Source organism: Rhodococcus sp. 06-1460-1B, from assembly GCF_002258475.1.
Classification (GTDB): Bacteria; Actinomycetota; Actinomycetes; order Mycobacteriales; family Mycobacteriaceae; genus Rhodococcoides; species Rhodococcoides fascians.
On record NZ_NOYS01000025.1, the window covers coordinates 251,873 to 276,412 of the forward strand.

Sequence of the window (24,540 nt, forward strand, 5' to 3'; positions counted from 1 at the left end):
ACTATCGCCCCGTCAACGCTTCGAGAGCAGGAACCAGCTTGCGCAGCGCGCGGCCGCGATGAGAGGCCGCGTCCTTTTCGTCCGGAGCCAACTGCGCGGCACTGCGGCCGTCCCCCTCCGGCACGAAGATCGGATCGTATCCGAAACCGTTGTCGCCCAACGGCTCTCGCGCAACAACGCCGCGCCACTCACCTCGAACGACGGTCTCGGCTCCGCCCGGGACCGCCAACGCACACGCCGATACGAAAGCAGCCCCGCGCCGTTCGTCGGGGGTATCGCTCAGCTGCGCCAGCACGAGCGCCGTGTTGGCCTCGTCCTGCCCGTGAGTTCCGGACCAGCGCGCGGAGAGCACCCCGGGCATTCCGTTCAATGCGTCGATTTCGATCCCGGAATCATCGGCGACGCAGGGCAATCCGGTTGCCGCCGCACCGTCGCGCGCTTTGGCCGCCGCGTTGTCCTCGAACGTCGCTCCGGTTTCGGGTGCCTCGGGAAACGGCGGCACCTCGTCGAGACCGACCAACTCGATACCCACGAGGCCGGCGGCGTCGAGTACCCGTCGCAGTTCTCGCAGCTTCTTCGCGTTACGACTGGCTACCAGCAGCTTGGTGTCAGGCACCGAACTTCTTCTTCGTTTCTGCGGTGGCAGGCTCGGGCAGATCCCCCGGGTACGGCAACGCCAGCGCCTCCCTCTGCACCTCGAACAGCTTGTCGATGCCGACGAACGCAGAATCGAGGAGCTTGTCGAGGGTAGTGCGCGGGAAGGTCGCGCCTTCGCCGGTTCCCTGAATCTCGACCAGAGTTCCGGTGTCGGTCGCAACGACGTTCATGTCGACCTCGGCTCGCGAATCCTCTTCGTACGGAAGGTCGAGACGCACCCGGCCGTCGACGACGCCGACACTGACCGCGGCGATCATGCACGAGATCGGCTGCGGGTCGGCCAGGCGTCCAGCTGCTCGTAGGTAGGTGACGGCGTCGCTGAGAGCCACGAACGCCCCGGTCACGGCAGCAGTACGGGTGCCGCCGTCGGCCTGCAACACGTCGCAGTCGAGGGCGATCGTGTTCTCGCCGATCGCTGCCAGATCGATGCACGCGCGCAGTGAGCGTCCGACCAGTCGGGAGATCTCCTGAGTGCGTCCGCCGACCTTGCCCTTGACGGACTCGCGTCCGTTGCGCGTGTGGGTAGCAGCGGGAAGCATTGCGTACTCGGCGGTGAGCCAGCCCAGGCCGGATCCCTTCCGCCAGCGCGGTACGCCCTCCTCGACGCTGGCCGTGCACATCACCCTGGTGTTGCCGAATTCGACCAGCACCGACCCTGCCGGGTGAGTGGTGAATCCGCGGGTGATCTTGATGGTGCGGAGCTCGTCGTCCGCTCTGCCGTCTTCTCGTCTGGACACGACTCGAAGCCTAGCGCGTCGTCATACGGTGAAGGCGTCCCCTGGCTCGACGGCATGCACCGGTCCGCTGAACTCTGCCTTCGCCTCGGCTATGACATCCTCGCGAGACGTCCAGGGCGGAATGTGGGTGAGCAGCAGCTCCCCCACTCCGGCTTCCCGAGCGATGCGACCGGCCTCGATACCGGACAGGTGGACGCCCTCGGGCCGATCCGGGCTGTCGGTCCACGACGCCTCGCAGAGAAAGACATCGGCACCCTGAGCCAGATCCTGCACCGCCTGGCACATACCGGTGTCGCCGCTGTACGCGAATGTCTTTCCGCCGCCGGTGGTGACCCGCATGCCGTACGACTCCGGGGGATGGAACACCTGCCGGGTCAGAATCGACAGCTGTCCGAATTCGATGGTCCGGCCGTCCACCCAGCGGCGTAGATCGATGGTGTCGGACATGTCGTCGATCTGACCGCCGCACTCGGCCGACGCCACTCCGAGCCGAAACGCAGTGTCCTTCGGTCCGTAGACGATCGCGCGCCCTTCCGGCGGGTTCGGATGGTAGCGACGCCACACGAGCAGACCGGGAACATCGAGGCAGTGATCGGCGTGCAGATGCGAAAGCAGAACGCTCACGTCACCCGGATCGACATAACGCTGCAACGCCCCGAGGACGCCGGGCCCGAAATCGAGAACGACCGGCGCGGTCTCCTCTTCTTCCAGGAGGTAACCCGACGCGGGTGAATCGGGTCCGGACACACTGCCCGAACATCCCAGGACGGTAATTCGCATGTAAGCCATGCTGCCACGCCGAGCGCGTCACTCGAAACGTTCGGGCAGTATTGACCGCGCGAGTCGGCGAATTTCACGCCCGAACACAGCTGTGCTCGCGGTTACCTACCGCCTACGGAGTGGGACGATCGAGTGCTCTGGCGCGCGCTCTGTCGGCCCGGGCGTCGGCGGACAGCAGCCGAGCTGCGACGACCCCACCCACTGCGCCGAACAGATGGCCCTGCCAGGAGATGTTCGGATCGCTCGGCAGCACGCCCCACAGCGCGCTGCCGTACAGCACGAACACCACGACCCCGATCGCGAGCTGGCCGAGTTGTCGAGTGAAGAATCCACGAACGAGCAGGTACGTGATGAAGCCGAAGATCAGAATCGACGCGCCGATCGTGTTGCTGTAGGTGCCGGCCGTGAGCCAGGTACCGACGCCGCCGATCACCCAGACGATCCCGGTGGCAGCCAGACCACGCGCGATGCCCGAGAGCAACACCAGGAAACCGAGCACGATCAGGGGAACCGTGTTGGCGATCAGGTGCTGCCAGTCGTCGTGCAGCACGGGCGCGAACAGGATGCCCCACAAGCCGTCGGCGGAACGAGGCTCGATACCGTTCTGCTCGAGCCGTGAACCGCTCGCGACGTCGATGATCTCGATGATCCACAGCAGCGCCACGAATCCTCCGACGAAGACGGCTGCCTGCATCCACGCGGGCCGCACTCGCTCACCGGGAAGCTTGCCGGTCTCACTCATGATCGCCTCCAACCTCGGTCTCTCCACGGTACCGGTAGCGGCTACCTGCCGGTCAGAGACGCGACGCCGTGAATGCGGAGGGGAAGATCTGACGATAGGTGGGGATGCCGGCCACCGACGTGGCGTCGAGCAGGGCCCGGACGATGGCTCGCTCGACGACGATCGCCGCGGCTTCGGTGACCGCCGCCAACACCGGTAGTTCCGGGGAGAATGCTGCGGGCACAGAGGACTCGGCGGTGACGGCCCTGGTGCCCGTGGACACGGCGAAGACGGTGTCGCCGTCGAGTGGCGAGTGCGCAGGTCTGATGGCCCGCGCGAGTCCGTCGTGACCCGCGACGGCTATTCGCTTGCACGACGCCGACGACAGCGGCGCATCCGTCGCAACCACGCCGATCGTGGTGTTCAGAGCAGTGGCCTTGGGTTCGAGCGCCGCCGCGGTCCGCACCTCGTCGACGTCGGGATTGCGCATGCCGAAGTCCGCGGGCCCCAGTGTGCCGGTGCCCCACAACAACCCGGTGCGCGGATCGAACACCGCGCCCACAGGGTTGACGACCATCAGAGCTGCGACCGTCACTCCGTCGGCCGGACCGCCCTCGATCACCGTGCTCGCGGTGCCCACCCCACCTTTGAGCACGCCGGCGCGAGCACCGACTCCCGCCCCGACCGATCCCGTCGCGAACTCGGTCGCTGCCGTGGCCGCAGCACGGTAGCCGAACTCCGCGGTGGGGCGCGCGGCCCAGTCGCCGACCGGAAGGTCGAAGATCACCGCAGCCGGCACGATCGGCACGACGTGAGCCGGACTGCCCATCGGGATGCCTTGTTCGTGCTCTTCGAGCCACCGCATGACGCCGTCGGCGGCCGCAAGCCCGTACGCACTGCCCGCGGTCAACAGGATCGCGTCGACCTGCTGAACGGAATGGCTCGGATCGAGCAGATCGGTCTCGCGCGTTCCCGGTCCGCCGCCTCGCACGTCGACGGCCGCCGTCGCCCCACCGAGGAAGCGCACCACAGTGCAGCCGGTGGCCGAACCGGACCCCATCGCGGCGTCGTCGTCGAGTTCGTGATGATGGCCGACCAACAGACCTGCCACATCGGTCAAGCAGTCCCGGGGGCCGGGTTTCGAGAAGGCTGCGGTCACGTCGGCACCCTAGGGAACGAGGACCTGGACGAGGGAATCCTGCATCCAGGTCAACCAGTGGTACACGTCCAGATGGGGAGCACGAGGATCGCCCTCGTCGAGTACGTCAGGAGTGTCCGCACTGATACCCAGTGTGGTCCCGAGCGCCAGCCTCACGTCGTTGAGACCCGTCAACCACGCGTCGGCCTGTTCCTGGGTGAGCACGATCTTTCCGCCGGAATCGGGCAGGGTTGCGAGGATCACTGCCCCGGCAGCCAACTTCTCGTCGATGATCTCGGGCTCGTGCAACCCGCGGAGGGCACCGTTCAGATCGGCCGGATCCTGATCGTCGTGTTCGGGATCGGCGCGGTGGAAGTCCGGCAGCAACCGGGCCAGCGCTGCATCGTCCGGCGGGCTGTTGTGGCCGGTACGCAGCCCGGTCAGCGTAGCGAGCTCGTCGGTGGGTGCCGCGGCGGAACGATCGCGTAGCAGGCCGAGAACGGATGCGACCAGGGACTTGAGCACCGCCGCCTCACGAGCGTCGATCTCGGACTTGATCTTGACCCCGGACAACGAATTCCGTCTCGTCCACGTGCGCACTGTCGGTGGTGTCCTTCTCTGACGTAGAGGTGGCGAACTGCTGACTACTTGTCCTGCTGCATGGTGGCCCACAGGCCCGCCGCGTGCAGCCTTTTGACGTCGTTCTCCATCGCATCGCGCTCGCCGCTCGACACGACCGCCTTGCCCTCGGAGTGCACCTGCATCATCAACTCGGTGGCCTTGGCCTTGCTGTAGCCGAAGAGCTTCTGGAACACGTAGGTGACGTAGTGCATCAAGTTGACCGGGTCGTCCCACACGATGGTGACCCACGGAGTGTCGTGCGCTTCGTCGGCAGCAACGGCCTCGGTTTCGGCCGGCACCGCCTGCGGCGACGCCGCCGCGACTTCGAGTGCCGAGAAGCCGTCCACGGGCAGAAGCGATCCATCCACCGTCAACCAAGGCATGGCAACAGGGTACGGCGTGTCGGGCCGACCCCACACGTTCGCCCCTGCGCTCGTAGTGTGATCGAGGTGAGCAATGACGCGACCACCGATCACACGCTTTCCAGCGACGGAGCCAGCACTGCACTGCTGACCGACCAGTACGAGTACACGATGCTGTCCGCGGCCCTGGCCAGCGGCTATGCAGACAGACCGTGCAGTTTCGAGGTCTTCGCCCGCAGGCTTCCCGGCGGCCGCCGATACGGCGTCGTGGCCGGCACCGAGCGCATTCTCGACGCCGTCGATCGCTTCCGATTCGGCCCGGACGAGCTGCGTGTCGTGTCGAAGTTTCTCGACGCCGACACCGTCGAGTGGCTGAGCAACTACCGCTTCACCGGCGACATCGACGGCTACCGCGAGGGCGAGCTGTACTTTCCCGGCTCCCCCGTCCTGACGGTCCGCGGCACGTTCGCCGAGTGCGTGGTCCTGGAAACCGTGGTGCTGTCGATTCTCAATCACGACAGCGCAATCGCCTCTGCGGCAGCGCGCATGGTCGCCTCCGCCGAGGCCAGGCCGATCATCGAAATGGGATCGCGGCGCACCCACGAGGAGGCGGCGGTCGCGGCATCGCGCGCGGCCTACTTGGCCGGCTTCACCGCGACCTCCAACCTCGAAGCAGTCCGACGCCACGGCGTCCCCGGAGCAGGCACGTCGGCCCACTCGTTCACGCTGCTGCACACCACCGCCGACGGCCCCGACGAGAAGGCCGCTTTTGCCGCTCAGGTCCGAGCGCTCGGGGTGGGAACGACACTGCTGGTCGATACCTACGACATCAAGCAGGGCGTGGCCAACGCGATCGAGGTGGCCGGTCCGGAGCTCGGTGGTGTCCGCATCGACTCCGGCGACCTCGGTGTCCTCGCCCGTCAGGTCCGCGCCCAATTGAACGCCCTCGGTGCGCCGAACACGCGGATCGTCGTCTCCGGAGACCTCGACGAGTACGCGATCGCCGCGCTGCGCGCCGAACCCGTCGATTCGTACGGCGTCGGCACGTCGCTGGTCACCGGTTCGGGCGCGCCGACGGCAGGAATGGTCTACAAGCTGGTCACCGTGGACGGCATACCCGTCGCCAAGCGCAGCAGTCACAAGGAATCGCGCGGGGGTACCAAGGCAGCGCTGCGGACCGCGCGTGGGACCGGTACGGCTGTCGAGGAAATAGTGCACCCGTTCGACGCCGCCCCGACGGTCGAAGACGGTCTGACGGTGGAGACGTTGACCACGCCGCTGATGCGTGGCGGCCGGCGCGTCGCCGATCTACCGACTCTCGCCGAAGCCCGGGACCTCCTCGCGCGACGCCTGGTCAGCCTGCCGTGGGAGGGGCTCGCCCTGTCCCAGGGCGAACCGGCGATACCGACCCGGTTCGCCCTGGGCTAGGGCGGTGTCGGTGCCGAACCCGGTGGGCGATCGGCAGTAGTCTGCTTCGGTGCCGTCGAAGACCGAGTTGCCCACCGTTCCCGCTCTCCTGCAGGTTGCGGTGCACTCGCTCGGTGGCAAGGAACGCAGCAATCAGCTGACGATGGCCTCTGCCGTGGCGCATTCGATCGACACCGGTGAACATCTCGCGGTGCAGGCGGGCACGGGCACCGGCAAGTCCCTCGCGTATCTCGTGCCCAGCATCAGGCATGCGGTCGAATCGGGGAAGACCGTCATCGTCTCGACGGCCACGATCGCGCTGCAGCGACAGTTGGTCGACCGCGACCTTCCACGTCTGTCCGACGCACTGACCGAAGCTGTGGGTCGGCGTCCGAAGTTCGCGATCCTCAAGGGCCGCAACAATTATTTGTGCATGAACAAGATTCACACCGGTGCCGCACAGGAAACACCGGACGCGGAGTTGTTCGACCCGTTCGCCGTCTCGCGGATGGGCCGCGAAGTGGTCCGGCTGACCAAGTGGTCCTCGGAGACCGAAACGGGCGATCGCGACGACGTGGTGCCCGGCGTGAGCGACCAGGCGTGGCGTCAGGTCAGCGTCACCGCTCGCGAGTGCCTCGGAAAATCGCGGTGCCCCGTCGGCGAGGACTGCTTCGCCGAGCGCGCCCGCACCGAGGCCGCACAGGTCGACGTGGTCGTGACCAACCACGCGCTGCTCGCCATCGACGCGATCACCGGAATTCAGATCCTGCCCGAGCACGACGTCGTGGTCGTCGACGAGGCCCACGAATTGGTCGACCGAGTGACCGGCGTTGCCACAGAGGAGCTTTCGGCCGCCACCGTCACCGCGGCCGCACGCCGTAGCGCCAAGCTCATCGAAGAAGAGACCGTCGATCAGCTCGAAGGAGCTGCCGAGAACTGGGCCGCGATTCTGGACGAACTACCGCCCGGTCGATGGCAGTCCCTTCCCGACGGCGTCGGACCGGCCCTGGCGTCCGTCCGCGACGCCGCCTGGGCCGTGCGCACCGCGATCGGCCCGAACAAACAGGGCATGGCGGGCAGTGATCCCGAGGCCGCCGCGGCCCGCAGCGCAGCACTCGTGGCAGTCGACGAGGTGCACGACAGCGCCGTACGAGTGCTCACTGCCTTCGACGAGCCCGACCCGGCCAAGCGCAAGGACGTCGTCTGGCACGCCGTCGACGATTTCCGAGGAAACGTCAAACGCACCGTTCGCATTGCTCCGCTCTCGGTGGGCGGGCTGCTGCGGGCACGGTTGTTCGCCGAATCCACCGTGGTGCTGACCTCGGCGACGCTCACCGTCGGCGGATCCTTCGACGGCCTGGCCGTCAACTGGGGCCTGCCCGCAGAGAAGCCCTCCCGCAGTGACACAGCCATGGCGTCGGGAGTGGAACCACCCTCGGACAACGGATCCATTCGCTGGAATTCGTTGGACGTGGGCTCGCCGTTCGATCACGCTCGCGCCGGCATCATGTACATCGCCAAACATCTGTCTCCGCCCGGACGCGACGGCCTGTCCAAGTCCTCGCTTGACGAGATCGAATCGCTCGTCGAGGCAGCCGGTGGTCGGACGCTCGGGCTGTTCTCGTCGATGCGCGCCGCCAAGGCCGCGGCAGAGGAGATGCGCGAACGACTCGACACCCCGATCCTGTGTCAGGGTGACGATTCCACCGGCGCACTGGTGCAGAAGTTCGCCGACGACGAGGCCACTTCACTGTTCGGGACGCTGTCGCTGTGGCAGGGCGTCGACGTGCCCGGTCCGTCGCTGAGCCTGGTGATCCTGGACCGCATTCCGTTCCCCCGGCCCGACGATCCGCTACTGGTGGCTCGGCAGCAGGCCGTCGAATCACGTGGCGGCAACGGCTTTCTCGCCGTCGCCGCCAACCACGCTGCCCTGCTACTGGCGCAGGGCGTCGGTCGACTGCTCCGTAGCGTCGACGACAAAGGTGTTGTCGCCGTGCTCGATTCGCGCCTGGCGACCGCCCGGTACGGCGGCTATCTGCGCGCGTCCTTACCGCCGTTCTGGGAGACCTCCGACCCGGAGGTGGTCCGCAAGGCGCTCACCCGCCTGGCCGGAAAGTAGCTGCTCCCTACGGCGTCGACACCAGACCGAGCTCGGCATCAGAGGCAAGCCCGTGGTGCCGCGGCAACACCCGCACCGTGTAGCCCACCGCTCCACTGTGCGGCAGTCGCGTCTCGCCCGCATACACGTGCTCGCCGCCCTCACTGCCCACGTGCGACATCTCGGTGGTGCGAATGTCGCTGAGGTCCTCGCCCTCGTCGACGCGTCCCACCACGGCCTGCACCACGACGGCACCCGGTTCCATACCGCCGAGGTCGACGATGGCGCGCAGCGACAGTTCGGCACCGATGACGGGGGTGTCCGGCAACCCCTCGCTGTCGACTCGGGTGACCTTCACGTTGCGCCACGCCTGCTCGACGCGGCCGCGATACGACGCGACGTCCTTCGCGCCGTGGTAGCCATCGGCCGACACCGCGCGTGCGGAGTGCGCAGCGGGCGCGTAGTAGCCGAGCGTGTAGTCCTGAACCATGCGCGATGCCAACACTTTCGGTCCCAGCTGTTCCAGTGTGTGCCGCACCATCTCGATCCAGCGAGCCGGCACACCGTCCTCCCCGCGATCGTAGAATTTCGGCAGCACCGCCTGCTCGAGCAATTCGTAGAGGGCAGCGGCTTCCAGATCGTCGCGGCGATTGTCGTCGGTGATGCCGTCGGCCGTCGGGATCGCCCACCCGTTTTCGCCGTCGTACATCTCGTCCCACCATCCGTCGCGAATCGACAGGTTGAGGCCGCCGTTGAGCGCCGACTTCATTCCGGACGTACCGCAGGCCTCGAGGGGTCGCAACGGATTGTTCAGCCACACATCGCATCCCCAGTACAGAAAGCGCGCCATGGACATGTCGTAGTCGGGTAGGAACACGATGCGGTGTCGCACATCGGCCTCGTCGGCGAACTTGACGATCTGCTGAATGAGCGCCTTTCCTCCGTCGTCGGCCGGGTGCGATTTTCCGGCTACCACCAGCTGAACCGGGCGGACGGGATCGAGCAACATCGCCCGCAATCGCTCGGGTTCGCGCAGCATGAGCGTCAGACGCTTGTACGTCGGTACGCGTCGAGCAAAGCCGACGGTCAACACGTCGGGGTCGAAAACATTTGCAGTCCAACTTATCTCGGCCTCGGTCGACCCTCGCTCCAGTGCCGAACGCCGCACCCTTCGGCGCACCTCGTCCACCAACTGCGCGCGCAACGCGTTTCGAGTGGACCACACCTGCTCCGAGGACAACGGCCCACCTGTCTCGGCCTCCCCCTCGGCCCATTCCCGCGCCGCCCACGTCGGCGCGTGGACACCGTTCGTCACCGATCCGATCGGCACCTCCGACGCGTCGAATCCTTGCCACAGGCCATTGAACATCTCGCGGCTGACGATCCCGTGCAGCTTCGACACTCCGTTGGCGCGCTGGCCCAAGCGAAGACCCATGTGCGCCATGTTGAACACCGACGGATCACTCTCGCCGCCCAGCGCCAGAATTCGGCTCATCGGCAATCCCGGCAACAGGGCCGAGTCCGGTGCACCGTCGCTACCGCCGAAATAGTGCCGCACCAGATCGGCGGGGAACCTGTCGATGCCGGCAGGCACCGGGGTGTGGGTGGTGAACACCGTGCCCGCCCGGACGGCGGCCAACGCCGAATCGAAATCCAACCCGCTACCGGTGACGAGTTCACGGATGCGTTCGACCCCGAGGAAGCCGGCGTGGCCCTCGTTCATGTGGAACACCTCGGGATCGGGCAGACCGTGCGCGCGCGTGTAGGCCCTGATCGCGCGTACTCCGCCGATACCGGCGAGGATCTCCTGCTTGATGCGGTGGTCCTGATCGCCTCCGTACAGGCGGTCGGTGACTCCTCTGAGCTCGGGATCGTTGTCGGCGATGTCGGAATCGAGCAGCAGCAGCGGAACGCGTCCCACCTGAGCGATCCACACGCGGGCCCGCAGCACGCGCGACCCCGGCATCGACACGTGTATCAACACCGGTGAGTCGTTGTCGTCGGTGAGCAGTCGTAGCGGCAGACCGTGCGGGTCCAGGGACGGGTAACGCTCGGCCTGCCAGCCGTCGGCCGTCAGCGATTGCCGGAAGTACCCCGAGCGGTAGAGCAGTCCGACGCCGATCAGCGGTAGACCGAGATCCGACGCCGCCTTGAGGTGGTCGCCGGCCAGAATGCCGAGCCCACCCGAGTAGTTCGGCAGCACCTCGGTGACTCCGAACTCCATCGAGAAATAACCGATGCCCGACGGCAGAGCTCGCCCCTCGCCGAGCTCGTTCTGGTACCAGAGGGGTCGGGCGAGGTAGTCGTGTAGATCCGCCTCGGCGGCGTCCAGTTCGGCCAGGAACGATGCGTCTTCGGCGAGTTTTTCGAGCCGGCCGGGTGCGACGGCACCGAGCACGGCCACCGGATCGCGTTCGAGTTCGGTCCACAGCAGAGGATCGATGTGCTCGAAGAGATCCTGCGTGGCCGAATGCCACGACCACCTGAGGTTTGTCGACAGCTCGGCGAGGGCATTCAGACGGGCGGGAAGGTGGGCTCGGACGGTGAATCGACGCAAGGCTTTCACAGAGCCGAACCCTACCCACGGATACCTGTGTCGATGGGGCGCTCGGCGAAAATTTCCTCGTGCGCCCGTCGCGGTCAGTATGCGTCGGCGCACGCGCCATCTGCGCTGCTGCACTACGGTTGACGAGTAGAAGCACACCAAATATCGGTTCGATCAGAGGTTGCGCCCGCGCAGCCATACCTCTAACGAAGAATGGAGTGTGAAGTGACAGGTCGACTTGGTATCGACAATGTCCTTCCAGATACGACGACCGGGAAATACCCCGCGAAAGCGGTGGTGGGCGAGACGTTTCCAGTTTCCGCCGACGTCTGGCGCGAGGGTCACGACGCAGTGGCCGCGACGCTGTCGGTGCGTGGACCGGGAGGCAAGCTCGAACGCATCCCGATGACGCCCGGCCACGAGCCGGACACGTTCGACGCGGTGTTCGTCCCATCCCGGCCCGGCTACTGGATCTGCCGCATCGAGGCGTGGAGCGATCCGATCAGCACCTGGCGCCACGCCGTCGAGGCGAAGCTCGGAGTGGGCCAGAGCGCCCACGAACTCGCCAATGACCTCGAGATCGGGGCGCGCCTGTTCCTCCGCGCTGCCACCGGCGTTCCTGCGGAGAGCAGGCAGCTGCTCGCCGACGTCGCCGCCGGCCTGCGCGACACCGACCGCCCGCTGCCCGCGCGCGTGTCTTCGGCGTTCGCATCGTCGGTCACCGAACTGCTGTTCCAGCACCCGCTGCGCGAGCTGGTGACCAGATCGCGGGCAGTGAACGTGTGGGTCGACCGAAACCTGGCCCTCAACGGTGCCTGGTACGAGTTCTTCCCGCGCTCCACGGGCGGGTGGAACGAGGACGGATCACCGCGGCACGGCACGTTCGCGACATCCATCGAGCAGTTGCCGCGCATCGCGCGCATGGGCTTCGACATCGTCTACCTGCCTCCGATCCACCCGATCGGCACGATCAACCGCAAGGGCCCGAACAACACGTTGACTCCGGGCCCCGAGGACGTCGGTTCGCCGTGGGCGATCGGATCCAAGGGCGGCGGGCACGACGCGATCCATCCCGAGCTGGGGACCGAGGACGATTTCCGTGCGTTCGTCGACGCCTCGCGAGAGCACGGGCTCGAAGTGGCGCTCGACCTCGCCCTGCAGGCCGCTCCGGATCATCCATGGGCCGCAACACATTCCGAGTGGTTCACGGTGTTGCCGGACGGCACGATCGCCTACGCCGAGAATCCGCCGAAAAAGTACCAGGACATCTACCCGATCAACTTCGACAACGACCGTCGTGGCATTTACGAGGAAGTGCTACGCGTGGTCCGATACTGGATCTCGTTGGGTGTCAAGATCTTCCGAGTCGACAATCCACACACCAAGCCACCGGACTTCTGGGAGTGGCTCATCGCCGAGGTCAAGAAGACCGATCCGGACGTGCTGTTCCTGGCCGAGGCGTTCACCCGGCCGGTGCGCATGTACGGTCTCGCGCAACGTGGGTTCACTCAGTCGTACACGTACTTCACGTGGCGTACCGCGAAGTGGGAGCTGACCGAGTTCGCCGAGGAGCATGCCCGACGCGCCGACGACGCGCGGCCGAACCTGTTCGTCAACACCCCGGACATCCTGCACGAGAGCCTGCAACACGGAGGACCCGGAATGTTCGCTCTGCGAGCAGCTCTGGCCGCCACCCTGGCTCCGACGTGGGGCGTGTACTCCGGGTACGAACTGTACGAACATCAGGCCGTGCGCGAGGGCAGCGAAGAGTATCTGGACTCCGAGAAGTACCAGTTGCGACCGCGCGACTTCGAGGGTGCGCTCGCCCGCGGTGAATCGCTGGAGCCGTGGATCACCACCCTCAATTCCATCCGCCGTGCGCATCCGGCCCTGCAACAACTGCGCAACATCCATTTCCACACGATCGACAACGAAGCGCTGATCGGATACTCCAAGTTCGATCCGCAGACCGGCGACTCGGTGTTGGTGGTCATCAACCTCAACCCGTTCGGAGCCGAGGAGGGCACCGTCCATCTGGACATGCCCGCGCTCGGTCACGACTGGCAGGACACCCTGACGATCAAGGACGAGGTGAGCGGCATCCATTACGACTGGGGCCACACCAACTTCGTCCGACTCGAGCCCTGGACCTCGGTGGCGCACATATTCACGCTCCCCCACATTCCCTATCCGGCACGAATCGAACTGGCCTACCGCGGCAACCGAAAGTGAGTGGATTCAACGTGACCAAGAATCCGACGACGCCCGAAGACACCGTCGCAGCCCCGTCCGACAACGACCTCGATCTCCTCGCCGCTGGTCGGCACTACAACCCGCACTCCGTGCTCGGCGCGCACCCCGTGCCGGGCGGAACAGCGATTCGTGCGCTGAAGCCCGACGCGGAGAAAGTGATCGCGCGCGTCGGAGGCGTCGACCACGAGTTGACCCACGTCGCCCACGGCCTCTTCTCTGCGCTGGTGCCGGTCGAGGACCTGATCGATTACCGGCTCGTGGTCACCTGGCCAGGTGGGCACGTGTCCGAATCTGCCGACGGGTACCGGTTCCTACCGACCCTCGGTGAACTCGACCTGCACCTGTTCGGCGAAGGTCGCCACGAGCGTCTGTGGGACATCCTCGGAGCGCACCAGCAGTCGTACGCCACTCCCGATGGTCCCGTCACCGGCACCTCGTTCGCGGTGTGGGCCCCTGCCGCCCAGGGCGTCACGCTGGTGGGCGACTTCGACGGGTGGACCGGCCGTAGTTGGCCGATGCGCGTCCTCGGCTCCACCGGAGTCTGGGAGCTGTTCGTCCCGAACATCGAGCCCGGTGCCCTGTACAAGTTCCGCGTCCACGGCTCCGACGGTTCGGTGAAGGACAAGGCCGACCCGATGGCCTTTGCCACCGAGGTTCCGCCGTCCACCGCGTCGGTCGTGACCGCGTCGACGTACACCTGGAACGACGAGAAGTGGCTCGACACCCGAGCCGGCATCGAACCCACGCAGGCTCCGATGAGCGTCTACGAGATCCATCTGGCGTCGTGGCGACCGGGCCTGGGTTACCGGGAGCTGGCCGAGCAACTGGCCGAGTACATCATCGAGACCGGCTTCACGCACGTGGAGTTGCTCCCCGTCGCCGAGCACCCCTTCGGCGGATCCTGGGGCTACCAGGTGACGTCCTACTACGCACCGACGTCCAGGTTCGGCAGTCCGGACGACTTCCGGTTCTTCGTCGATCACCTGCACAGCGCCGGCATCGGCGTCATCGTCGACTGGGTCCCCGCCCACTTCCCCAAGGACGAATGGGCCCTCGCCCGCTTCGACGGTGGGCCGCTCTACGAGCACGGAGACCCGCAGCGAGGCGAACAACTCGACTGGGGCACACTGGTTTTCGACTTCGGCCGACGCGAGGTCCGCAACTTCCTGGTCGCGAACGCGCTCTACTGGATCGACGAATTCCACATCGACGGACTGCGCGTCGACGCCGTCGCCTCGATGCTGTACCTGGACTACTCGCGTCCCGAGGGCGGCTGGTCGCCCAACATCTACGGTGGCCGGGAAAACCTGGAAGCGGTGTCCTTCCTGCAGGAGATGAACGCCACGGTGCACAAGAAGCACCGCGGAGTCGTCACCGTCGCCGAGGAGTCGACCGCCTGGCCGGGCGTCACTCGCCCGACGAACGTCGGCGGGCTCGGGTTCAACATGAAGTGGAACATGGGGTGGATGCACGACACCCTCGGCTTCGTCGGGCGCGATCCCATCCACCGCAGCTACCACCACCACGAGATCACGTTCTCACTCGTCTACGCGTGGAGCGAGAACTACCTGCTGCCCATCAGCCACGACGAGGTGGTGCACGGCAAGGGCACGCTGTGGACCCGCATGCCCGGGGACGACTACGCCAAGGCCGCAGGTCTGCGCGGAATGCTCGCCTACATGTGGGCACATCCGGGCAAGCAGTTGCTGTTCATGGGCCAGGAGTTCGGTCAGACTCGCGAATGGTCCGAGGAGCGAGGCCTGGACTGGTACCAGATCGACGAGGAGCCGTTGCACCGAGGCGTGAAATCGCTTGTCGCAGATCTGAACTCGACGTACCGGTCGCATCCGGCACTGTGGACGCTGGACACCTCGCCCAGTGGCTACTCGTGGATCGACGCCAACGACACCGAGAACAACGTGCTCAGCTTTCTGAGGTACGGCTCCGACGGTTCGGTTGTCGCGTGTATTTTCAACTTCTCCGGTTCCGAGCACGGCAGCTATCGTGTGGGACTACCGGAACCAGGCCGTTGGATCGAGATCCTCAACACCGATGCAACGGAGTACGGCGGCTCCGGAATGGGCAACCTGGGTGAAGTGACGGCAACATCGCACTCGTGGCACGGTCGACCGGCATCAGGCCAGGTTGCACTTCCCGCCAACGGGGCGATCTGGATCAAATTGGAGCAGTAGATGACCGGCGGCCGCAGACCACGACTTCTGGCTGCGGCCGCCACTGCAGGGTTACTACTGTTGACATCGTGCGCCGCCACCGTCGGCGGTAATGCAGTGTCGATTTACGAGAATCCGTTCACGGTCGCCGGCCTTCCGGTCACCAGCGGACCGAGCGGACCGCGTCCGGGAGTACCGGATTCGACCATCGCCGTCGAGAACGCCGAAGGCACCGACTCGGACATCCTGGCTACCAACGCGATCGACGACATCCAGCAGTTCTGGGCCGAGCAGTATCCGGCCCTGTTCAGGGGCTCGTTCACGCCGGTCTCGACATTGACCTCGTGGGATGCGTCGGAGGACGAGGGATCCGGCATCCGGTTCTGTGGAGACAGAACCGGTGGAGTCCCCAATGCCGCGTACTGCACCCGCGACGACTCGATCGGGTGGGACCGCACCATTCTGCTTCCGGCGTTGGTCGACGCGTTCGGGCCGATGTCGGTGGTCATGGTGATCGCGCACGAATACGGCCACGCGATCCAGCATCAGTCGGGACTCGTCGGCGACGACACCCCGACCATCGTGGCCGAGCAGCAAGCCGACTGTTTCGCCGGCGCATTCATCCGCCATGTCGCAGAGGGCGATTCGCAGCACTTCACCATCAACACCTCGGATGGGCTCAACGGTGTTCTCGCTGCGACTGTCGCGGTGCGCGACGTGGACCCCAACGATCCCGAATCGGTACACGGGTCTGCATTCGAGCGAGTGACTGCCGTGCAGATCGGGTTCACCGACGGTGCAGCTGCCTGCACACGCATCGACGAGGCCGAAATCGATTCACGCCGAGCGTCGTTGCCGCAGAAGTTCGACAGCGCCGACGATTCCGGTGAGCTACCGGTCACCGAGGACTCCCTGGGCGCATTCACGCGATCGTTCGAGACGGCGCTTCCCGTCGCAGATCCGCCGACCGTCGACTACTCGGGATCGGACACCGGGTGCACGGACGCCGAGGCGACCTCTCCGGTGTCGTACTGCCCGTCGAGCAACACCATCGGTGTCGATGTGGAGGACCTGGCCCAGCGCGGACAACCCGAGACACCTCAGCGCGGAGACATCCTGCCGCTCAACGTATCCGGTGACTACAGCGCGTACGTACTGTTCGCGTCTCGCTACACCCTCGCAGTACAGAAGGAAGCGGGCCAGACGCTCGACGACCCGCAGACCGCACTTCGATCCGCATGCCTGTCCGGCGTCATCACCGCAGCGTTGAGCGCCGAATCCAACGAGGCCGCTCTCGAAATCCGGCTCTCTCCCGGCGATCTCGACGAGGCCGTCTCCGGTTTACTCAGCGACGGATTGGCCGCCAGCGACGTCAACGGAACGACGCTGCCGTCCGGATTCTCCCGAGTCGACGCGTTCCGCTCGGGAGTTCTCGGCGGCAAGCCCCTGTGCGATTCGCGTTACAGCTGAGGGATTCAGTACAGAGCGGACGCGAGTTTACGACGTGCCGAGACCACCAGAGGATCGGCGGCGTCGAACAACTCGAACAGCTCCAGTAGGCGGGTACGCAGGGCCGTGCGGTCGTCGCCCGCACTGATCTTGATTCCGTCGATGAGCCGTGCGAAAGCCTGTTCCGGCTGCTGCCCGGCCATTTCCGCGTCGGCCGCATCGATGCGGGCCTGGACATTATTGGGATCGGCGTCGGCCACCTCGACGGCATCGGGTGCAACGTTCTGCACCCGAGCCAGGAACTTGACCTGACGCAGCGCGGCGACGGCGTCGGTGTTCTTCGGCTCGGCGTCGATGATGGCCTGATACGCCGCCGCTGCCTTGTCGAAGTCCCCCTCGTCGATCGCCTCTTCCGCAGCGACGATGCGCAGATCCTCGACCTCGGGTTCCGGCTCGGCGGCGGGAGCCGACCCGGGTGGACCGGACAGCTTTCCGGCGGTTGCCTGCTCGACGGCCTGCAGCCACTGGCGCAGCTGTTCGTCGGACTGCGTGCCCTGGAAATCGGCGAGCGGCTGCCCACCCGCGACGGCAACCACCGTGGGAATGGCCTGCACGCCGAATGCCTGCGCGATCTGCGGATTGGAGTCGACATCGACGCGGGCATGAATCCACGTGCCGCCGGCCTCGACGGCAAGTTGCCCGAGCTGACGCGTCAACGCCTGGGACTGCGGCGATCGTGCCGATCCCAGGTCGACGATGACCGGTACCTGCATCGATCGCTGCAGAACCTCGGCTTCGAAGTTGGCCGTGGTCACGTCGACGATCGGAGCCAACCCTCCCGCATCGCCACTGGCTTCGGCCGCGGGAGCAGGTGCCGGACGGTCCTTGAGAACGGACAGGTCGACGGCTCCGGCAATGGATGCGGGGACGGCGGCCGACGGGCGGACGGGAGGACGGGAACCGGGTCGAGTCACGCCCTACAGTTTGTCACTAACGCGATGCGTCATCCACTGGCGGGCGGTCAGGACAGAACCTTCGCGTCGGCTGCGGGTCGGCCACTGCTCAGCTCGGCAAGGCGTCCGGTACGCACGGCCCAGATCTCGAAGACCACGGTTCCGAACGGCGGAAATGCCGCGACCAGCGCCAGCAGCGTGGCCTTGACGTCCCACTTCAGCTTGACGGCCGTCAGAACGGCAACGGCAAGGTACACGATGAACACCGCACCGTGGATGGGCCCGAAGATCTTCACGCCGATCTCGTTGCCGTCGGCCGGCAGGTACTTGAACGCCATGCCGACCAGTAGTCCGAGCCAGGTGAACGCTTCGAGCACGGCAATGAAACGGAAGCGTTTGGCCGTGCTGCTCAGGTCGAAGAAATTCGTCATGCCCGCTATTGTGCCCGGTTTGCTACGACAGAACGTAGTGGCTCTGGTCTCATCGGACCAGAGCCACTACCGACTCAGCTTTTCGGGACTCGAACGATGAGCGCGTCGCCCTGTCCGCCGCCGCCGCACAATGCTGCGGCGCCCACTCCGCCACCGCGTCGCTGCAGCTCGAGAGCCAGGTGCAGTGCGATGCGAGCGCCCGACATTCCGAGGGGATGACCGATCGAAATCGCCCCGCCGTTGACGTTGACGATCTCCGGGTCGATGCCGAGCTCACGCGTCGACGCGATTCCGACCGCTGCGAACGCCTCGTTGATCTCGACGACGTCGAGGTCCTTCGGGTCGATGCCTTCCTTCGCGCAGGCCTTGGCGATGGCGCGAGCGGGCTGCGACTGCAGGGTGGAGTCGGGGCCGGCCACCACACCGTGCGCGCCGATCTCGGCGAGCCAGGTCAATCCGAGCGACTCGGCCTTGTCCTTGCTCATCACGACGACGGCGGCGGCACCGTCGGAAATCTGCGACGCGGATCCGGCAGTGACCGTGCCCGCCTTGTCGAACGCGGGGCGAAGCTTGCCGAGGGAATCCACCGTGGTGTCGGCCCGGATTCCTTCGTCGGCAGTGAACTGGATGGGCTCACCCTTGCGCTGCGGAATCGACACGGGCACTACCTCGTTGTCGAAGACCCCGTTCTTCCACGCCGCGGCAGCCCTCTGATGCGATCCGGCCGCAAAGGTGTCCTGCTCCTCACGGCTGATCGCCTCCGAGCTCTGATTGCGCTGCTCGGTGAGCGCACCCATGGCCTGATCGGTGAAGATGTCGTACAAGCCGTCGTATGCGAGGTGGTCGCGCATGGTGACATCACCGTACTTGAATCCCGCCCGCGACTTCTCCAGCATGTGCGGTGCCTGGGTCATCGATTCCTGGCCGCCGGCGACGACGATCTCGAACTCCCCCGCGCGAATGAGCTGGTCGGCCAGCGCGATCGCGTCGACGCCCGAGAGGCACACCTTGTTGATCGTCAGGGCCGGAACGGTCATCGGGATACCTGCAGCGACGGCGGCCTGTCGGGCCGGGATCTGCCCGGCACCCGCAGTGAGGACCTGGCCCATGATGACGTAGTCGACCTGATCCGGAGCGACGCCGGCCTTCTCGAGTGCGCCCTTGATGGCAATTCCGCCGAGGTCGGAACCCGAGAAGTCCTTGAGCGCACCCGAGAAGCGCCCGACGGGCGTACGAGCACCGGCGACGATGACTGTTGTGGTCACGATTTCCTCCGAAAGTGTGAAGACGGCCTTGTGGAGATCAACGCTCGCCAGGCTCCCTACCGATACCAGCCTGGCGGAACACCGTGACGCAGCTGACGCTAACGTCTTGTCCATGACCTCCAGCACGCAGTCTTACACGGGCGCCCCACTCCGCTCCGACCTGGTGACGGCTATCGACCACGTCGGTGTCGCGGTACCCGATCTCGATGCCGCAATCGCCTGGTACACCGACCACCTGGGGATGGTTGCGGTGCACGAGGAAGTCAACGAAGAACAGGGAGTGCGCGAGGCGATGCTCTCGTTCCCCGGGGCAGGCGAAAAGTCGGCAGCACTGCAGTTGCTCGCGCCCATCGACGAATCCTCGACCATCGCGAAGTTCATCGACCGAAACGGCCCCGGACTCCAACAGTTGGCGTATCGGGTCACCGACATCGAGGAGATCTCCTCCGAGTTGCGCGCCCGCGGCGTTCGGTTGCTCTACGACGCCCCTCGCCGCGGTACGGCCGATTCCCGTATCAACTTCGTCCACCCCAAGGACGCAGGCGGAGTACTGATCGAACTGGTCGAACCGAACCACAACGCGCACTGACCGAACTCGGTGATTACGCCGTATGGCTCTCCACTTGACTCACCGGTAAATTGACGGCCATGGCCATCGATCATGAACGCACTTCCACGGTGCAACTTCCCTTTTCCATCGTTCGGAAGGGGTTCGATCGCGACGAAGTCACCAACTACTTCGAGCGATTCGACGCCGAATTACGGCTGACGACGGCCGACCGTGATGCCGCCGCGGCACAGGCGCGTGATCTGGCCAAGCAACTCGACGACGCTCGCGACGAGATCGACGAACTGCGCAAGGACATCGACCGTCTCTCGGTGCCGCCGACCACCGCGGAAGGCATGAGCGATCGCATCTCCCGCATGTTGCGACTGGCGTCCGACGAGGCCTCCGAGGTTCGCGCGAAGGCGCACGCGGAGTCCGAGGAGATGATCTCGGTTGCGCAGCAGGAGAGCACTCGCCTGCGAAGCCGTCACGAGTCGTTGGTCGCAGAACTCGAGGAGCGCCGCACGGCACTCGAAACCGAGCACGAGCAGACCATGGCTCAGGCACGCACCGAGGCTGCGCGCGTCGTCGAGGCCGCACAGGCAGAGCGCGACAAGCTGGCTGCCGAGTCCGAGGCCAAGCGCGCCGAAGTTCAGGAAGACTTCGAGATCACGATGGCCGAGCGCCGCACCAAGGTGCTCACCGCGCTCGAAGAACTGGAAGCGTCGAGCAAGGCCGATGCTGCTCGCCGTATCGAAGAGGCGACGACCGAGGCCGCACGCCGGTTGCAGTCCGCGAGCGAGCAGGCCGAGCGGCGTATCGCGCACTCGAAGGAATTGGCCGAGGAGCTGCGCGTGCTGCGAAGTCGCGTCCTCGCTCAGCTACTGGGTATCCGGGGCCAGCTCGATTCGGTACCGGCCATGCTGGCCTCGGTCAACCGCGAAAGCGAGTTGCTGGACAACCCCGACCCGACGGCCATCCTCAAGAAAGAAGAAGAGAAGGCTGCGGCGAAGGCCGAGAAGGACAACGACGAAGAGAAGGAATCCGCCGACTCGGCGTTCTGACTTCGCAGCACACGCTCGGCCTCCCCCGCTAGGACCATCTACGGGTGAGGCCTCGCGTGTTTCTGCCGCTCCAACACCCGGTGTGCCAATGTCTGCGGTTGTCGGCTCCCCCGAAGTCGTCCGACGGCCACGCCACGATGTGGGCGACCCCTGGCCGTACCTCGTGATCGCAGCCTGGGCAACGGTAGGTCTTGACGGCCTTGGCACCGGGAATCATCCGCGTCGTGTACGTGTCCCCGTCAGGACCCACCTCGACGCGATTGCCGCCCAGGACGGAATCGGTAGCCGGGCCGAGACTGCTCGGACCACTCCGACTCGCTTTGCGGGGCTGATTGCGACGAGGCACGCATCCAGTGTAGAGAATCGCGCCGCTTCGACAGACAGACGTCAGAAGAGCCGGAACTCGGTGCTGTCGGTGCCGCGGAGAACGTCGTAGTCGAGTGTCAGACAACGTATACCGCGATCGGTGGCCAGAGTCTTCGCCTGCGGCTTGATGACCTGTGCGGCGAACACACCGCTGACCGGTGCCAGCAACGGGTCACGATTGAGCAGTTCGAGGTACCGAGTCAACTGCTCCACACCGTCGATTTCACCGCGACGCTTGATCTCGACGGCGACAGTGCCACCATCTGCGTTGCGGCACAACAGATCCACCGGCCCGATTGCCGTCATGTATTCACGCCGCACCAGGGTGTACCCCTCACCGAGGGTGTTGACGTGTTCTGCGAGCAACTCCTGCAGATGAGCCTCGACACCGTCTTTGACCAACCCTGGATCGATCCCCAATTCATGACTGGAATCGAGTTCGACGTCGTCGATCGTGATGCGGAGTTCTTCGCCCGCCTTGTTGGTGACGACCCATTTGATGGTTTCGTCCTCGGTGGTCTCGACCATCCAACAGGGCGGAGACATCCAGTTGAGGGGCTTGTACGCCCTGTCGTCCGCGTGCACACTGACCGATCCGTCGGACTTGACGAGCAGCAGGCGTCGAGCGGAAGGGAGATGTGCGGTGAGGCGGCCGATGTAGTCCACTTGGCAACGAGCAATAACTAAACGCACTCGACCACCATAAGGCAGCACGGCCGTTACTCTGTGACCACCATGCCCCAATTCAGACGATCTGCCGCTCCGCTGGGTTCCCGGCTCCTTGGAGACACCACCGAATCGCCACGCCGACGCCGGATCCGAATCCAGCTGTTGCTGACGGTGTTCCTGGTCCTGTCCAACCTGATCGGTGCGGTGATCGTCGGCGTTCTGATCAGTGTGGTCGTTCCAGGCCCGGACGTTCTGGACATGAAGTACTACTGGTGGGTCAACTTCATCGTCGTCCCGGTGTACGTCTTTCTGGCATTCCTGGTCGGTGTCGTCTGGGGCACCACACGCGCGCTCAGCAGTCTGCGGTGGGGCATAGAGGATCGCGAACCCACCCGATCCGAGCAGGTCGCGACGCTGGCTATGCCCTGGCGCCTGACGCGCATGCAGGTTGCGCTGTGGACCGGTGGACTCATTCTGCTCACCACGATCGACGGCATCATCGACCCTCAGGCAATACCGAAGGTGGCGTTCACCATCGCCGCGGGCGGCACGGTCGTGTGCGCCTTCAGCTACCTGCTCAGTGAGTTCGCTCTGCGCCCCATCGCGGCTCGCGCCCTGCAAGCGGGCGACCCACGGCGCATCCGGATCGCCGGTGTCATGGGGCGTTCCATCCTGTCGTGGTTGCTGGGAACCGGCGTTCCGGTCTCCGGCCTGATGATGATCGCGGTGTTCCGCTTCCTTCGACCCGAGACCAGTGCAAACCAGCTCGCTGTGTCCATCCTCGCGCTCGGCGGCATCACCATCGTCTTCGGATTCGCCCTGACCGTCCTGGGCGGTTTCGCGACCACCTCCCCCATCAACAATGTGCGGGCGGGCATGGCCGAAGTCGAGAAGGGCAACATGGATGTCCGACTCGCGGTGTACGACGGCACCGAGCTCGGCGAACTGCAGAGCGGTTTCAACCGCATGGCCGACGGTGTGCGCGATCGAGAGAAGATCCGCGACCTGTTCGGTCGACACGTCGGACACGAGGTAGCCGAGAAGGCACTGCAGTCCGAGAGTGAACTGGGCGGCCAAGAGCGCGACATTGCCGTGTTTTTCATCGACCTGGTGGGCTCGACCGAACTGGCCGCATCACGACCACCGACCGAGGTGGTTGACCTGCTCAACCGCTTCTTCGCCGTCGTCGTCGACGAGGTGGACGAACACGGCGGCTTCATCAACAAATTCGAGGGCGACGCGGCGCTCGCCATCTTCGGAGCACCGAACGACATTCCGGATCACTGCGGATCAGCACTCTCGGCCGCACGTGCCATTGCCCGCCGATTGCTGGTCGAAGTTCCCGAGTGCAGCGCAGCCGTCGGCGTTGCTGCCGGCCGAGCCGTTGCCGGCAATGTGGGAGCAAAGTCGCGATTCGAGTACACCGTCATCGGCGATCCGGTCAACGAGGCTGCGCGATTATCGGAACTGGCCAAGAGCGCTCCCGGTGCGATACTCGCTTCCAAGACAGCGGTAGACGGTGCTGCCAAGAACGAAGCGGACCGCTGGGAATTCGGTGATCGAGTAACCCTTCGCGGACGATCCGCAGAGACTGTTCTGGCGAACCCCAGGGACGTGAAGGTCTCTGCAGACGAGGCCGAATCCGTTCACGCCTGATCCACCCGATCACTGGGCTCAGTACGTGTAGTGCACTGTGCCCCTGCCGTTTTCATCACTGACGACTCGGCCGTCCTGTCCTCGGTTCCCCTCGCGAATGCGCGCGCGTTTGTCAGGTGCGTGCAGTGTGGTGTCGCTGTTCTGCTCGCGTGTGGCGAGTGCGCTCGCGTTCGCGGCCCTGGGGCGAGGGGACGGGGGGTCCGTATGGCGAGTGATGGGACTGGGGGGTGCACGTGTGGATGCCTGCGCGTTCAGCAGCGCGAGCGGTGAATACTGTTGTGTTGGTGTTGGTTTCGAATGCAAACAACCCCCGACCGTGATGGTCGGGGGTTGTTTGGTTCACGTTGTGTTCGGCGGTGTCCTACTCTCCCACACCCTGTCGAGTGCAGTACCATCGGCGCTGGAGGGCTTAGCTTCCGGGTTCGGAATGGGACCGGGCGTTTCCCCTCCGCTATGGCCGCCGTAACTCTGCGAAACAGTGTCACGAGCGGTCTCAGTCGGAGAACACATCCCCCACATACTGTCGGGAGTTGGTGTTTCGTTCTTGGACCTGTATTCGGTTGTGTTATCAAACAACTCGTGTGTTGTTTCAGATATTGCACAGTGGACGCGTAGCTTCTTTGTGGTAAGTCCTCGGCCTATTAGTACCA

The 24,540-nt window shown here is 65.4% G+C and carries 21 protein-coding genes and 1 rRNA gene; 8 read left to right on the top strand and 14 right to left on the bottom strand.

Translation table 11 applies throughout. The features are described 5' to 3' along the window. Position 1: 1 nt before the first annotated feature. From rdgB to clpS, 7 genes are all read right to left on the bottom strand, one after another. Entirely contained in the window at positions 2–616 is a 615-nt protein-coding gene (gene rdgB / locus CH268_RS14335; RefSeq protein ID WP_048318533.1) for an RdgB/HAM1 family non-canonical purine NTP pyrophosphatase, read from the bottom strand. Beyond that, positions 609–1,394, bottom strand: a complete 786-nt coding sequence (gene rph, locus CH268_RS14340; RefSeq protein ID WP_027497665.1) for a ribonuclease PH — start codon at positions 1,392–1,394, stop codon at positions 609–611. The genes rdgB and rph overlap by 8 nt, the downstream gene beginning before the upstream one ends. 21 nt (positions 1,395–1,415) lie before the next feature. Next, positions 1,416–2,174 (bottom strand): cyclic nucleotide-degrading phosphodiesterase, encoded by a 759-nt coding sequence (locus CH268_RS14345; RefSeq protein WP_027497666.1) that lies wholly within the window; start codon positions 2,172–2,174, stop codon positions 1,416–1,418. Between the two features lie 112 nt (positions 2,175–2,286). Continuing rightward, positions 2,287–2,868, bottom strand: coding sequence for a rhomboid family intramembrane serine protease (locus CH268_RS14350; protein ID WP_288124427.1), 582 nt, complete (start codon positions 2,866–2,868; stop codon positions 2,287–2,289). Between the two features lie 100 nt (positions 2,869–2,968). Then, a complete protein-coding gene (locus CH268_RS14355; protein WP_048318531.1) occupies positions 2,969–4,054 on the bottom strand; it encodes a P1 family peptidase in 1,086 nt (361 codons plus the stop codon). 9 nt (positions 4,055–4,063) lie between these two features. Continuing rightward, positions 4,064–4,633, bottom strand: coding sequence for an oxidative stress transcriptional regulator AosR (aosR, locus tag CH268_RS14360; RefSeq protein ID WP_094664735.1), 570 nt, complete (start codon positions 4,631–4,633; stop codon positions 4,064–4,066). Between the two features lie 44 nt (positions 4,634–4,677). Beyond that, complete coding sequence (gene clpS / locus CH268_RS14365) at positions 4,678–5,037, bottom strand: ATP-dependent Clp protease adapter ClpS (RefSeq protein WP_228139244.1); 360 nt, start codon at positions 5,035–5,037, stop codon at positions 4,678–4,680. A gap of 150 nt (positions 5,038–5,187) precedes the next feature. Between clpS and CH268_RS14370 the strand changes: the two genes are divergently transcribed. Together CH268_RS14370 and CH268_RS14375 are read left to right on the top strand one after the other, a co-directional pair. After that, positions 5,188–6,444 (top strand): nicotinate phosphoribosyltransferase, encoded by a 1,257-nt coding sequence (locus CH268_RS14370; protein ID WP_255182400.1) that lies wholly within the window; start codon positions 5,188–5,190, stop codon positions 6,442–6,444. A gap of 49 nt (positions 6,445–6,493) precedes the next feature. Then, positions 6,494–8,542, top strand: a complete 2,049-nt coding sequence (locus CH268_RS14375; RefSeq protein WP_048318529.1) for an ATP-dependent DNA helicase — start codon at positions 6,494–6,496, stop codon at positions 8,540–8,542. 7 nt (positions 8,543–8,549) lie between these two features. Here the strand turns inward: CH268_RS14375 and glgP are convergent, their stop codons facing one another. Continuing rightward, on the bottom strand, positions 8,550–11,087 hold the full coding sequence (gene glgP, locus CH268_RS14380) for an alpha-glucan family phosphorylase (protein WP_094664739.1): 2,538 nt from the start codon (positions 11,085–11,087) through the stop codon (positions 8,550–8,552). Positions 11,088–11,291: 204 nt separating this feature from the next. Between glgP and CH268_RS14385 the strand changes: the two genes are divergently transcribed. Genes CH268_RS14385 through CH268_RS14395 form a run of 3 tightly spaced genes read left to right on the top strand, consistent with a single transcriptional unit; the run spans position 11,292 to position 16,960 of the window. Beyond that, a complete protein-coding gene (locus CH268_RS14385) occupies positions 11,292–13,298 on the top strand; it encodes a maltotransferase domain-containing protein (RefSeq protein WP_094664741.1) in 2,007 nt (668 codons plus the stop codon). A gap of 11 nt (positions 13,299–13,309) precedes the next feature. After that, positions 13,310–15,511, top strand: coding sequence for a 1,4-alpha-glucan branching protein GlgB (gene glgB / locus CH268_RS14390; RefSeq protein ID WP_032368540.1), 2,202 nt, complete (start codon positions 13,310–13,312; stop codon positions 15,509–15,511). Next, entirely contained in the window at positions 15,512–16,960 is a 1,449-nt protein-coding gene (locus tag CH268_RS14395; RefSeq protein WP_094664743.1) for a metallopeptidase, read from the top strand. Positions 16,961–16,965: 5 nt separating this feature from the next. Here the strand turns inward: CH268_RS14395 and CH268_RS14400 are convergent, their stop codons facing one another. The 3 genes from CH268_RS14400 to CH268_RS14410 all read right to left on the bottom strand — a co-directional run bounded on the left by CH268_RS14400 (position 16,966) and on the right by CH268_RS14410 (position 19,588). After that, positions 16,966–17,913: a tetratricopeptide repeat protein gene (locus tag CH268_RS14400; protein WP_255182397.1), complete on the bottom strand. Its 948-nt coding sequence runs from the start codon at positions 17,911–17,913 to the stop codon at positions 16,966–16,968. Positions 17,914–17,960: 47 nt separating this feature from the next. Beyond that, on the bottom strand, positions 17,961–18,332 hold the full coding sequence (locus tag CH268_RS14405; protein WP_176457953.1) for a DUF3817 domain-containing protein: 372 nt from the start codon (positions 18,330–18,332) through the stop codon (positions 17,961–17,963). Positions 18,333–18,397: 65 nt separating this feature from the next. After that, positions 18,398–19,588: an acetyl-CoA C-acetyltransferase gene (locus CH268_RS14410; protein WP_094664747.1), complete on the bottom strand. Its 1,191-nt coding sequence runs from the start codon at positions 19,586–19,588 to the stop codon at positions 18,398–18,400. 112 nt (positions 19,589–19,700) lie between these two features. On the opposite strand from CH268_RS14410, the gene mce reads away from it, so the two are divergent. Beyond that, a complete protein-coding gene (gene mce, locus CH268_RS14415; RefSeq protein WP_027497680.1) occupies positions 19,701–20,177 on the top strand; it encodes a methylmalonyl-CoA epimerase in 477 nt (158 codons plus the stop codon). 59 nt (positions 20,178–20,236) lie between these two features. Beyond that, a complete protein-coding gene (locus CH268_RS14420) occupies positions 20,237–21,199 on the top strand; it encodes a hypothetical protein (protein ID WP_094664749.1) in 963 nt (320 codons plus the stop codon). Positions 21,200–21,227: 28 nt separating this feature from the next. Here CH268_RS14420 and CH268_RS14425 read toward each other — a convergent pair whose 3' ends face one another. Next, positions 21,228–21,545 (bottom strand): ATP/GTP-binding protein, encoded by a 318-nt coding sequence (locus CH268_RS14425; RefSeq protein WP_072692233.1) that lies wholly within the window; start codon positions 21,543–21,545, stop codon positions 21,228–21,230. Between the two features lie 41 nt (positions 21,546–21,586). Beyond that, positions 21,587–22,258, bottom strand: a complete 672-nt coding sequence (nucS, locus tag CH268_RS14430; protein WP_027497682.1) for an endonuclease NucS — start codon at positions 22,256–22,258, stop codon at positions 21,587–21,589. Positions 22,259–22,300: 42 nt separating this feature from the next. On the opposite strand from nucS, the gene CH268_RS14435 reads away from it, so the two are divergent. Then, positions 22,301–23,890, top strand: a complete 1,590-nt coding sequence (locus tag CH268_RS14435) for an adenylate/guanylate cyclase domain-containing protein (RefSeq protein WP_094664795.1) — start codon at positions 22,301–22,303, stop codon at positions 23,888–23,890. A gap of 348 nt (positions 23,891–24,238) precedes the next feature. Here CH268_RS14435 and rrf read toward each other — a convergent pair. Next, positions 24,239–24,355: ribosomal RNA gene (gene rrf, locus CH268_RS14440) — 5S ribosomal RNA — on the bottom strand. Positions 24,356–24,540 lie beyond the last annotated feature (185 nt).